The organism is Pseudomonas sp. DCB_BI (genome assembly GCF_026240995.1).
Classification (GTDB): domain Bacteria; phylum Pseudomonadota; class Gammaproteobacteria; order Pseudomonadales; family Pseudomonadaceae; genus Aquipseudomonas.
The window spans coordinates 99,136-111,809 of the sequence record NZ_JAPFCG010000001.1; the positions used below are offsets into that span (position 1 = coordinate 99,136).

Genomic DNA, 12,674 nt, shown 5'->3' on the forward strand with positions numbered 1-12,674 from the left:
CCCGCCCGTCTCGTTATAGCCAATGCAACTGATTCTTGTTTGAAAACGAGAACAGACATCACCTATAACAGTCCGCGCGTCTGGGAGCGCTTCCGATGTCCACAGGTCCTACCCGCTCGTCCACCCTTCCCCGCCGTACAGGGCAATTGTCGCTCCTGACCTTGGCCCTGCTTGCCAGCGGCGCGTGCAGCCTGCCAGCCCTGGCCGCCGAGCCGGCCCAAGCCAGCAGCCCGCGCATGGGCGATTACCGCTTCAACATCGGCCAGCAGCCGCTGGTTTCAGCGATCAACGCCTTTAGCCAGGTCACTGGCTGGCAGGTTGGCTTCAGTGCCGAGCTGGCCGACGGCGTGGCCTCGCCAGGGGTACAAGGTTCGCTGTCGCCAGATGCTGCGCTCAAGCGCCTGCTGCACGGTACCGGCTTGAGCTTTCGCAAAATCAGCAACGGGAATGTGGTGCTCGAACGCCAGACCGGCAGCAACGTGATCGCCCTGCAACAGGTAACCGTCAGCGCCACCCGCAGCGCCCAGGACGTGAGCCAGGTGCCGAGCACCGTCAGCGTGCAGACCCGTGAGCAACTGGACCGGCAGAACGTCAACAACATCCAGGACCTGGTGCGCTACGAGCCGGGGGTATCGGTGGCCGGCACCGGCCAGCGCAGCGGCCTGAACGGTTACAACATCCGCGGTATCGACGGCGAGCGGATCCTCACTCAGGTCGACGGGGTATCCATTCCTGACAGCTTCTTCTACGGCCCTTACGCGCAAACCCAGCGCAACTATGTGGACCCGGAGATCGTCAAGCGTGTGGAGATCCTCCGCGGGCCGGCCTCGGTCCTGTACGGCAGCAACGCCATCGGCGGCGCGGTGAGCTACTTCACACTCGACCCGGACGACATCATCAAGCCAGGCAAGGACGTTGGCGCACGCCTCAAGACCGGTTACAGCTCGGCTGACGAAAGCTGGCTGACCTCGGCCACCGTCGCCGGCCGCCAAGGTGATTTCGACGGCCTGCTGCACCTGAGCCAGCGCAACGGCCACGAAACCGAGACCCATGGCAGCCAGGGTGGTAGCGGCCTGTCCCGTACCGAAGCCAACCCGATGGACGTGCGCACCACCAACGTGCTGGCCAAGCTGGGCTGGAACTACGCAGACGATGCGCGCTTGGGGTTCACCTACGAGCGCTACAAGGATGACCGCGACCAGAACATCCTCAGTGCAGTAGGCGGGCCGTACATTTCCGGCTTTGGAGGCATGGGCTACTACAAGGCGCGCAGTGGCAACGACACCATTACGCGTGAGCGCTTTGGCCTCAACCATGAATTCGGCCTGGATTCGCTGGTCGCCGACCACGTGAAGTGGAGCCTGAACTACCAGATCGCCAAGACCGACCAGCACACCGAGGAAGTCTACGCGCCCCCTGGCCGGCAGGTGCTGCGCACCCGCGACACCACCTACAAGGACCGCCAATGGGTATTCGATGCCCAGCTGGACAAGGCTTTCAGCATCGGCGCCACTGACCACCTGCTGACCTACGGCACCACCATCAAGCATGAGAAGATCACCGGTTCGCGCAGCGGCACCGGCACCTGCCTGGCCGTGGGCTCGGGTTGCTCCGCCGTCGGCGCAGAACGCGCAGCAGACGGCCAGGCCTTGGTCAGCGATTTCCCGGACCCGACCGTGAACACCTACAGCTTGTTCGTGCAGGATGAAATCCGCTGGAACAACTGGACCTTCATGCCCGGCGCCCGCTACGACTACACGCGCATGGAGCCGAAATTCACCGAAGAATTCCTGCGTGGCCTGGAATCCAGCGGCACCGCGCCCACCTCCCAGGACGACTCGGACAAGAAGTGGCACCGTGTCTCGCCCAAGTTCGGCCTGACCTATGCCTTCAACGACAACTACACCTGGTATGGCCAGTACGCCGAAGGCTTCCGCACCCCGACTGCAAAGTCCATGTACGGGAAATTCGTCAACCTCGAGGAAGGCTACCGCGTAGAAGGCAACCCAGGCCTGGAACCGGAAAAGAGCAAAAGCTACGAAACCGGCCTGCGCGGCAACTTCGACGCCGGCAACTTCGATGTGGCAGTGTTCTACAACAAGTACCGCGACTTCATCGACGAAGACGCCGTGCAAAGCGCCAACCTGGAACAGACCTTCCAGGCCAACAACATCAAGCACGCCACCATCAAGGGTGCCGAGGTCAAAGGCCGCCTGAACCTCGACCACTTCGGTGCACCTCAAGGCCTGTACACCCAAGGCTCGATTGCATACACCTATGGCCGCAACGACGACACCGGCGAGCCACTGAACACGGTAAACCCGCTGAAAGGCGTATTCGGCCTGGGTTACGAGCAGCAGAATTACGGCGGCCTGCTGAGCTGGACGCTGGTCAAGCGCAAGACCCGCGTTGACGACAGCACCTTCTACTCGCCAGACGGATCGACCACCAAGTTCCGCACCCCAGGCTATGGCGTGCTGGACCTGACCGGTTACTACAAGGTGACCGACGACGTGACGATCAACGCTGGCCTGTACAACCTCACCGACAAGAAATACTGGCAGTGGGACTCGGTACGCAGCTACGACGGCCAAGGTGAAGCCGCTGTGACCCAGCCGGCCAACATCGACCGCCTCAGCATGCCGGGGCGCAACTTCGGTATCAATGTGGTGTGGGACATCTGACCTCAGCTGCTACCAATAGATGTGTTCCCTAGTGCCGGCCCGTTCGCGGGTAAACCCGCTCCCACAGGAACTGCGCAGGCCCCGAGCCAGTGATGCAGCCTGTGGGAGCGGGTTTACCCGCGAAGGGGCCGGCACTGGCAACGCAAATAACGGTTTTTTTACTGTCCCGCCCCCGCTGTTTCGTCTTGTCTCTAGACGCCCCTCTTTCCAAGGACTGCCCCCATGACCGAACGCCCAGCCCTGCGCTCCCAGCGCCTGAACCAGATCACCCACGCCCCTCACGCCGAGCTGGATGCCCTGGTCAAGTCCCACGCACCGTTCGATAGCCGCGAAAGCTTCGCCCGCTTCGTCGTCGCCCAATACCTGTTCCAGTCAGAGCTGCAGGCGCTTTACAACGACCCGCAACTGATCGCCATCGTCCCCGACCTGGCCGAGCGCTGCAGGGCCGAACAGGCCCGTCTGGACCTCGCCGACCTGGACACCGAAGTCCCGGCCGCCGTGCCCGGCGCAGTGGCCAATCCGAGCCTGGGCGAGGCAATGGGCTGGATCTTCGTCTCCGAAGGCTCCAAACTGGGCGCTGCGTTTCTGATCAAGCGTGCCGTAGCGCTGGAACTGTCCGACAGCTTCGGTGCCCGTCACCTGGGCGAGCCGGCCGGTGGCCGTGCCGAAGGCTGGAAGCAGTTCACCCGTATCCTGGATGGGCTGGAGTTGTCGGCCGAAGAAGAAGCGGCCGCCGAGCGCGGCGCAGTGGCCGCCTTCGAACGCTTCACCGAGCTGCTCAAGCACGCCTATGCTGCGGATGCCGCGCTGGTTTGATACGCCATAGCCGGCCACCCCTCCGGTGGCCGCACCGTTTTATGCAGTGAGACCATGACCCGACCCGCCCGATCGAAACTCGCACGCCTGCTGTATGGAATACTGGCTTACGTGAGCCTGGGGGTGGGCCTGGTTGCAATCGTCATCCCTGGCCTGCCGACTACCGAGTTCATCCTGCTGGCCGCCTGGGCAGCCACGCGCAGTTCGCCCCGCCTTTCCGCCTGGCTGGAAAACCACCGGCTGTTCGGGCCGATCCTGTACAACTGGCGCAATGGCAAGGTGATCCAGCGCCGGGCCAAGGTCAGCGCCACCATCAGCATGCTGGTGTGTGCGGGCCTGATGCTGACCTTTCTGGAGCACCGTTGGCCGGTGTTCCTGGCGATTGCCGGCATGACCTTGGGCAACCTGTGGATCTGGTCGCGCCCGGAGCACGCCTGCCCTGCACCGTCACAAGCTCAGCAACCCTGAATACAGGGCATAGGCTGCCAGGGCCGCCCCCACCAGCACCGCGGCGAAAATCAGTTTTTCCCAGGCCGTGAACAGGGTTTGCCCCTGCTCGTGCTTGGCCCTGGCGAACAGAATTACCCCTGGGGCATACAGCAAAGCCGAAAGCAGCAGGTACTTGAGCCCCCCGGCGTACAACAACCAGATGGCGTACAGCAAGGCGACCAGCGCGACCAGCAGGTCCTTGCGCCGCAGCCCTGGCTGCCCGGCATAGCTCTCGCCACGCACAGCCAGCAGCACCGCATAGGCGGCCGACCACAGGTAAGGCACCAGGATCATCGACGACGCCAGGTAGATCAGGCCGGTGTAGGTACCGGCCGAAAACAGCGTGATCAGCAGGAACCCCTGGATCATGCAGTTGGTCAGCCACAGGGCATTGGCCGGCACATGGTTGGCGTTTTCCCTGGCCAGAAAGCGCGGCATGGTCCTGTCGCGTGCCGTGGCATAGAGAATCTCGGCACACAGCAGCGCCCACGACAGCAGCGCACCCAGCAGCGAAACCGCCAGGCCAATGCTGATCAGCAAGGCGCCCCACGGGCCAACGATATGCTCCAGCACCGAAGCCAGTGAAGGGTTCTGCAACCCGGCCAGCTCAGGCTGGGTCATCACCCCGAGCGACAGCACGTTGACCAGCACCAGCAACGCCAGCACACCGAGAAAACCGATGACCGTGGCCTTGCCGACGTCCGACCGCAGCTGGGCACGTCCGGAATAGACACTGGCGCCCTCGATGCCGATGAACACGAACACGGTCACCAGCATCATGTTGCGGACCTGCTCCAGCACGCTGCCGAACTGAGGGTTGCTCAATCCCCAGATATCGCGGGTAAAGATATCGGTGCGGAAGGCGAACGCGGCAATGACCACGAAAATCAGCAACGGTACCACCTTGGCCACGGTGGTGACCTGGTTGATGAACGCCGCCTCCTTGATGCCACGCAGCACCAGGAAATGCACCGCCCACAGTAGCAATGAGGCACAGCCGATGGCGATTGGCGTGTTGCCTTCGCCGAATACCGGGAAGTAGAACCCGAGGGTGCTGAACAGCAGTACGAAATAACCCACGTTGCCCAGCCAGGCGCTGATCCAGTAACCCCAGGCCGAGGAGAAGCCCATGTACTCGCCAAAGCCGGCCTTGGCGTAGGCATACACCCCCGAGTCCAGCTCGGGTTTGCGGTTGGCCAGGGTCTGGAACACGAACGCCAGCGCCAGCATGCCCACAGCGGTGATACCCCATCCGATCAGCACCGCACCCACATCGGCACGCGCCGCCATGTTCTGCGGCAACGAGAAGATCCCGCCGCCGATCATCGAGCCGACCACCAATGCGATCAGCGCGCCCAGACGCAGCTTCTGTCCCGGTTCGCTCATGCATCCCCCATTGTTGTGCGCGCTGTCATGCGATTGAAACACCTCAGCAGGCCGTATAAGTAATGTTACTTATATTGAAGCTGAACACTTGGATCCGCTTGGTAATAGCAGCTTTGTCTATGCAATGCCTTCGTAAAAACTAGCAGCTACCCAGCAACTAGAAAAGAAATTGATAAAACTCGAAATTCTTGTGAAAAATTTGCGAAAGCGGCAAAAGCGACTAGCTTCAAGCATCGCAGGCTGAACAGAGCGTTTGCTCTAGAAAGACATGGAGGTGCCAGCGCGCAAGGCCTGCAGCTTGAGCTGTCGGCACTCTCCGGGAGCCCCGTGAAGGATTTTTCCTACTTCACGTAGCCATAAACTGACATAAGTCAGTGGCTGGCAAAGGCGTCAGATTTATTCTGTCGTCAACTTTCTCCTGGCAGGAGTTGTTAAATGTCTGATTCTTCCGGAAAACTTAAGCTCGGCGCGTTAGTTGCACTCGTAGTCGGCTCGATGATTGGTGGCGGGATTTTCTCGCTGCCTCAAAACATGGCGGCCAGCGCGGGGGTTGGCGCTGTGCTGATTGGCTGGGCCATCACTGCAGTGGGCATGCTGACCCTGGCCTTCGTGTTCCAGACCCTGGCCAACCGCAAGCCTGACCTGGACGGCGGGGTGTACGCCTATGCCAAGGCCGGCTTTGGCGACTACATGGGCTTCTCCTCGGCCTGGGGCTACTGGATCAGTGCCTGGCTGGGCAACGTCGGCTACTTCGTGCTGCTGTTCAGTACCCTGGGGTACTTCTTCCCGATCTTCGGCGAGGGCAACACCCCCGCCGCCATCATTGGGGCGTCAATCCTGCTGTGGGCAGTGCACTTTCTGGTACTGCGCGGCATCAAGGAAGCGGCGTTCATCAACCTGGTCACCACCGTGGCCAAGGTCGTACCGCTGGTGCTGTTCGCCCTGATCTGCCTGTTCGCCTTCAAGCTCGACATCTTCACCGCTGACATCTGGGCCTTAGGTACCCCGGAGCTTGGCAGCGTGATGAACCAGGTGCGCAACATGATGCTGGTGACCGTGTGGGTGTTCATCGGTATCGAGGGCGCGAGCATCTTCTCGTCACGGGCGGAGAAACGCTCGGACGTGGGCAAGGCCACCGTGATCGGCTTCGTTACCGTGCTGCTGTTCCTGGTACTGGTCAACGTGCTGTCGCTGGGGATCATGACCCAACCGGAACTGGCCAAGCTGCAGAACCCGTCGATGGCCGCCGTACTGGAGCATGTGGTCGGTCACTGGGGGGCGGTGCTGATCAGCGTCGGCCTGATCATCTCGCTGCTGGGTGCCTTGCTGTCGTGGGTGCTGTTGTGCGCCGAGATCATGTTCGCCGCCGCCAAGGACCACACCATGCCGGAGTTCCTGCGCCGCGAGAACGCCAACCAGGTGCCGGCCAACGCGCTGTGGCTGACCAACGCCATGGTGCAGATCTTCCTGGTGATCACGCTGTTCTCCAACAGCACCTATCTGTCGTTGATCTACCTCGCCACCTCGATGATTCTGGTGCCCTACCTGTGGTCGGCGGCCTACGCCTTCCTGCTGGCATGGCGCAACGAAACCTACGAACAGGCCCTGGCCGAACGCAAGAAAGACCTGGTCATCGGTGGCATCGCACTGTTGTACGCCATCTGGCTGCTATACGCCGGCGGCGTGAAATACCTGCTGCTCTCGGCCCTGCTCTACGCACCTGGGGCGATTCTGTTCGCCAAGGCCAAGCGTGAAGTCGGCCAACCCATCTTCACCAACGTGGAAAAACTGATCTTCGCAGCCGTGGTCATTGGCGCCCTGGTGGCAGCTTATGGCCTCTACGACGGCTTCCTGACCCTTTGACCCACGTCTTCGTTCAATTGGAGGAATGAAACCATGTCCGCTGAAAAACAGAAGTACGGTGTCCACTCCGAAGCCGGCAAACTGCGCAAAGTGATGGTGTGCGCCCCGGGCCTGGCGCACAAGCGCCTGACACCAAGCAACTGTGACGAACTGCTGTTCGACGACGTGATCTGGGTCGACCAGGCCAAGCGTGACCACTTCGACTTCGTCACCAAGATGCGCGAGCGCGGCGTGGATGTGCTGGAAATGCACAACCTGCTGACCGACATCGTGCAGCAACCCGAAGCGCTGAAGTGGATCCTCGACCGCAAGATTACCCCCGACACCGTCGGCGTGGGCCTGACCAACGAAGTGCGCAGCTGGCTCGAAGGCCTCGAACCACGCCACCTGGCCGAATTCCTGATCGGCGGTGTGGCTGGCCAGGACCTGCCACAGAGCGAAGGTGCCGATGTGGTCAAGATGTACAACGACTACCTGGGCCATTCCAGCTTCATCCTGCCACCACTGCCCAACACCCAGTTCACCCGCGACACCACCTGCTGGATCTACGGCGGCGTCACGCTGAACCCGATGTACTGGCCGGCGCGCCGCCAGGAAACCTTGCTGACCACCGCCATCTACAAGTTCCACAAGGAGTTCACCGGTGCCGACTTCCAGGTCTGGTACGGCGACCCGGACAAGGACCACGGCAATGCCACCCTCGAAGGGGGTGACGTGATGCCGATCGGCAATGGCATCGTGCTGATCGGCATGGGCGAGCGTACCTCGCGCCAGGCCATCGGCCAGCTGGCGCAGAATCTGTTCGCCAAAGGCGCGGTCAAGGAGGTGATCGTTGCCGGCCTGCCGAAGTCCCGCGCCGCCATGCACCTGGACACCGTGTTCAGCTTCTGCGATCGCGACCTGGTCACGGTCTTCCCGGAAGTGGTGAAAGAGATCGTGCCGTTCATCATCCGCCCGGACGAAAGCAAGCCGTACGGCATGGACGTGCGCCGCATCGACAAGTCGTTCATCGACGTGGTGGGCGAACAGCTTGGCGTCAAGCTGCGCGTGGTCGAGACCGGTGGCAACAGCTTCGCCGCCGAACGCGAACAGTGGGATGACGGGAACAACGTGGTGGCCATCGAGCCGGGCGTGGTCATCGGCTACGACCGCAACACCTACACCAATACGTTGCTGCGCAAGGCTGGCATCGAGGTCATCACCATCAGCGCCGGCGAACTGGGCCGGGGCCGTGGCGGCGGCCACTGCATGACCTGCCCCATTGTGCGTGACCCGATCGATTACTAACGACCATTGCACCCGGCCGCGCTCACAAAGCGCAGGCCGGGACACTACCGAACTCAAGGAGAAGCAATCATGGCGTTCAACATTCACAACCGCAACCTGCTCAGCCTGGAACACCACACCACCCGCGAGCTGCGCTACCTGCTGGACCTGTCCCGCGACCTCAAGCGTGCCAAGTACACTGGTACCGAGCAGCAGCACCTGAAGGGCAACAACATTGCGCTGATCTTCGAAAAAACCTCTACCCGTACCCGCTGCGCCTTCGAAGTGGCTGCCTACGACCAAGGCGCCAACGTCACCTACATCGATCCCAATTCCTCACAGATCGGCCATAAAGAAAGCATGAAGGACACCGCCCGCGTGCTCGGGCGCATGTACGACGCCATCGAGTACCGTGGCTTCAAGCAGGAAATCGTCGAAGAACTGGCCAAGTTCGCCGGGGTACCGGTGTTCAACGGCCTGACCGACGAATACCACCCCACCCAGATGATCGCCGACGTGCTGACCATGCGTGAGCACAGCGACAAGCCGCTGCATGACATCAGCTACGCCTACCTGGGCGACGCCCGCAACAACATGGGCAACTCGCTGCTGCTGATTGGCGCCAAGCTGGGCATGGACGTGCGCATTGCGGCGCCCAAGGCGCTGTGGCCACATGACGATCTGGTTGAGCGCTGCAAGCAGTACGCTGAAGAAAGCGGTGCGCGCATTACCCTCACCGAAGACCCGAAAGCTGCGGTCAAGGGTGTGGACTTCGTCCATACCGACGTGTGGGTATCGATGGGTGAGCCGATCGATGCCTGGGGTGAGCGCATCAAGCAGCTCAAGCCTTATCAGGTGAATGCCGAGCTGATGAAGTCCACCGGTAACCCGCGGACCAAGTTCATGCACTGCCTGCCGGCGTTCCACAACTCTGAAACCAAGGTCGGTAAGCAGATCGCCGAACAGTATCCGGACCTGGCCAACGGTATCGAAGTAACCGACGACGTGTTCGAGTCGCCGGCCTGCATCGCCTTCGAGCAAGCGGAAAACCGCATGCACACGATCAAGGCGATCCTGGTGTCGACCCTGGCTGACCTGTAAAGGCCGAATCGACAGGCCGGGCAACCCGCTCCCACAGGGGGCGGGCGAGCCCAGTCAAGAGCAGCGCCTCCCTTCTTTGCTAAAGGACATTCTCCATGCGTATCGTTGTTGCATTGGGCGGCAACGCCCTGCTGCGTCGCGGCGAGCCCATGACCGCTGACAACCAGCGTGCCAATATCCGCACAGCCACTGAACAGATCGCCAAGATTCACCCAGGCAATGAACTGGTCATCGCCCACGGCAATGGCCCGCAAGTCGGCCTGCTGTCACTTCAGGCGCTGTCCTACAAGCCCGACGAGGCCTACCCGCTGGACGTGCTGGGTGCCGAAACCGAAGGCATGATCGGCTACATGATCGAACAGGAACTGGGCAACCTGCTGGACTTCGAAGTGCCGTTCGCCACCCTGCTGACCCAGGTGGAAGTGGACGCCAACGACCCTGCCTTCAAGGACCCGACCAAGTTCATCGGCCCGGTTTACAGCAAGGATGAGGCCGAGCGCCTGGCCAAAGAGAAAGGCTGGGTGGTAAAGGCCGATGGCGACAAATACCGCCGCGTGGTGGCTAGCCCGAAACCCAAGCGCATCTTTGAAATCCGCCCGATCAAGTGGCTGCTGGAAAAGCAAAGCATCGTGATTTGCGCAGGCGGTGGCGGCATCCCCACCCTGTACGATGAAAACCGCAAGCTAAAAGGTGTCGAGGCGGTGATCGACAAGGATTTGTGCTCGGCGTTGCTGGCCGAACAGCTGGAAGCCGACCTTCTGATAATCGCCACCGACGTCGATGCGGCGTACATTGACTGGGGCAAGCCCACGCAAAAAGCTATTGCCCAGGGCCATCCGGACGAACTCGAGCGGCTTGGCTTCGCCGCAGGCTCCATGGGGCCGAAGGTGCAAGCCGCCAGTGAATTCGCCCGCAAGACCGGCAAGGTAGCGGTGATCAGTTCGCTGGAAAACATTGAAGGCATTGTCAAAGGTGCTGCCGGCACGCGGGTTTCTACCGCCAAGCCTGGGATCAGCTACCGTTGAATGCAGTTGGCGGGTGCCTGGCGCCCGCCGTTTAGCCCTCCGGGAGGATTACGCCATGGCTCAGTTTCAACCCGGTTTCGTGCACATTGAGCGCACTGCGCTGAATAGCGCGGACCATAGCTACAACCTTAAAATCGAGTACGAGGCGACGACGAAGGACCCCAAGGAAGGCCGAGGAATTCAGTTCCGCATGCATGGCACCATCGAGGCCAAGCCGGTCGATGAAACGTTCTTTCTGCCCAAGGATCAGGTACTGCCCAGCTTTTTGATGGTGCTGAGCCGCAAGGCCCAGGCTCATCTTCCCCCCCCCAAGAAGTTCGAAACCCTCGGCTCGCCACACAAGATCTACGACGCGATGTTCGAAGATATCCGCGCCAAACTGGATGTGAAGTCGGGCGACTCGATCAAGCCTGAACATCTGGAGTGAGTTCAGCGTTTCGGGGCCGCAAAGCGGCCCCGGCAATGTTGAGGCATACTACCGCCCTCCCCGGCCACAACCTCGCCCCTCCCCATGCGCATCCACGTCAGCTTTATCGACCGCGTCGGCATCACCCAGGAAGTCCTCGCCCTGCTGGGTGCCCGCAACCTCAACCTGGACGCCGTGGAGATGGTCCCACCGAACGTCTATATCGACGCACCCACCCTCAGCCCCGCAGTCCTGGAAGAACTGCACGACGCGCTGTTCGAGGTTCATGGCGTGCAGTCGGTGGACGTGGTCGACATCCTTCCCGGTCAACGCCGTCACCTGCAGCTCGATGCCCTGCTGGCCGCCATGAGCGACCCGGTACTGGCGGTGGACAGCGCTGGCAAGGTACTGCTCGCCAACCCGGCGCTGATCGAGCTGTGCGGCCGCGAGTCAGCCGGGCGCTCGGTGGGGGAGCTGTTCGACGACCCGGTATTGCTGCAGGCGCTACTGGACAACAACTTCCACCTGCCGATGCGCGAGATGCAGTTGAACGGCCAGAGCCTGCTGCTGGACGCCATGCCGATCACCAATGCCGGTGGCCTGCTGACGCTGTACCCGCCCTCGCGCATGGGTGAGCGCCTGTCGGCACTGCACCACGACCACGCCGAGGGCTTCGATGCGTTGCTCGGCGAGTCGCCGGCCATCCGCACGCTCAAGGCCCGCGCCCTGCGGGTGGCAGCACTGGATGCGCCGTTGCTGGTGCACGGTGAAACCGGCACCGGCAAAGAACTGGTGGCCCGCGCCTGTCATGCCATCAGCAGCCGCCACTCGGCACCGTTCCTGGCCCTGAACTGCGCCGCACTGCCCGAGAGCCTGGCCGAGAGCGAGCTGTTCGGCTATGCCCCCGGTGCCTTCACCGGTGCGCAACGCGGTGGCAAACCCGGCTTGATGGAGCTGGCCAACCAGGGCACGGTGTTCCTCGATGAAATTGGCGAGATGTCGCCATACCTGCAGGCCAAGCTGCTGCGTTTTCTCAGTGACGGCAGCTTCCGCCGGGTAGGCGGCGACCGCGAGGTGAAGGTGGATGTGCGCATCATCAGTGCCACCCATCGCGACCTGGAGCGCATGGTAGCCGAAGGCAGCTTCCGTGAAGACCTGTTCTACCGCCTCAACGTGCTCAACCTGCAGGTACCGCCCCTGCGCGACCGTGGCCAGGACATCCTGATGCTGGCGCACTTCTTCATGCAGCAGGCCTGCACGCAAATCCAGCGCCCAGCCTGCCGCCTGACCCCGGCCACCCATTCGGCACTGCTGGCCAACCCGTGGCCGGGCAATGTGCGCCAACTGCAGAACGTGATTTTCCGCGCAGCGGCCATCTGCGAGGGCAACCTGGTGGACATCGGCGACCTGGACATCGCCGGCACCTCGGTGGCACGCGGGCAAGACGGCGAAGTGGCCAGCCTGGAGCAAGCCGTTGGCGATTTTGAACGTGAGCTGCTGCAACGGTTATATGCCAGCTACCCCTCGACCCGGCAACTGGCCGGGCGCCTGCAAACTTCGCATACCGCTATTGCCCAGCGCCTGCGTAAATATGGAATACCCGGCAAAGCCTGATAGAAGTGGAAACAACCCAGTTGC

At 61.9% G+C, this 12,674-nt stretch carries 10 protein-coding genes; 9 read left to right on the plus strand and 1 reads right to left on the minus strand.

The window, feature by feature from the left end; all coding sequences use genetic code 11:
* The first annotated feature begins 95 nt into the window (after nt 1–95).
* The 3 genes from OO258_RS00450 (at nt 96) to OO258_RS00460 (ending at nt 3,968) form a co-directional block, all read left to right on the plus strand.
* Complete coding sequence (locus OO258_RS00450) at nt 96–2,684, plus strand: TonB-dependent receptor (protein WP_266028414.1); 2,589 nt, start codon at nt 96–98, stop codon at nt 2,682–2,684.
* Nucleotides 2,685–2,906: 222 nt separating this feature from the next.
* Nucleotides 2,907–3,500: a biliverdin-producing heme oxygenase gene (locus OO258_RS00455; RefSeq protein WP_266028416.1), complete on the plus strand. Its 594-nt coding sequence runs from the start codon at nt 2,907–2,909 to the stop codon at nt 3,498–3,500.
* 54 nt (nt 3,501–3,554) lie between these two features.
* Nucleotides 3,555–3,968 (plus strand): YbaN family protein, encoded by a 414-nt coding sequence (locus OO258_RS00460; protein ID WP_266028417.1) that lies wholly within the window; start codon nt 3,555–3,557, stop codon nt 3,966–3,968.
* Here the strand turns inward: OO258_RS00460 and arcD (OO258_RS00465) are convergent.
* Entirely contained in the window at nt 3,948–5,375 is a 1,428-nt protein-coding gene (arcD, locus tag OO258_RS00465; protein ID WP_266028419.1) for an arginine-ornithine antiporter, read from the minus strand. The genes OO258_RS00460 and arcD (OO258_RS00465) overlap by 21 nt on opposite strands.
* Nucleotides 5,376–5,810: 435 nt before the next feature.
* Between arcD (OO258_RS00465) and arcD (OO258_RS00470) the strand changes: the two genes are divergently transcribed.
* The 6 genes from arcD (OO258_RS00470) to OO258_RS00495 all read left to right on the plus strand — a co-directional run bounded on the left by arcD (OO258_RS00470) (nt 5,811) and on the right by OO258_RS00495 (nt 12,650).
* The gene (gene arcD / locus OO258_RS00470; protein WP_266028420.1) at nt 5,811–7,238 is read left to right on the plus strand and encodes an arginine-ornithine antiporter; all 1,428 of its coding nucleotides are present in this window, start codon (nt 5,811–5,813) and stop codon (nt 7,236–7,238) included.
* Nucleotides 7,239–7,271: 33 nt separating this feature from the next.
* Nucleotides 7,272–8,525 carry an arginine deiminase gene (gene arcA, locus OO258_RS00475; protein WP_110745748.1) on the plus strand — a complete coding sequence of 418 codons (1,254 nt, stop codon included), beginning with the start codon at nt 7,272–7,274 and terminating at the stop codon, nt 8,523–8,525.
* 69 nt (nt 8,526–8,594) lie between these two features.
* The gene (locus OO258_RS00480; RefSeq protein ID WP_110745749.1) at nt 8,595–9,605 is read left to right on the plus strand and encodes an ornithine carbamoyltransferase; all 1,011 of its coding nucleotides are present in this window, start codon (nt 8,595–8,597) and stop codon (nt 9,603–9,605) included.
* Between the two features lie 95 nt (nt 9,606–9,700).
* Nucleotides 9,701–10,630 (plus strand): carbamate kinase, encoded by a 930-nt coding sequence (gene arcC / locus OO258_RS00485; RefSeq protein ID WP_266028423.1) that lies wholly within the window; start codon nt 9,701–9,703, stop codon nt 10,628–10,630.
* 55 nt (nt 10,631–10,685) lie between these two features.
* Nucleotides 10,686–11,057 (plus strand): DUF5064 family protein, encoded by a 372-nt coding sequence (locus OO258_RS00490; protein WP_110745751.1) that lies wholly within the window; start codon nt 10,686–10,688, stop codon nt 11,055–11,057.
* A gap of 84 nt (nt 11,058–11,141) precedes the next feature.
* A complete protein-coding gene (locus OO258_RS00495) occupies nt 11,142–12,650 on the plus strand; it encodes a sigma-54-dependent transcriptional regulator (RefSeq protein WP_110745752.1) in 1,509 nt (502 codons plus the stop codon).
* Nucleotides 12,651–12,674 lie beyond the last annotated feature (24 nt).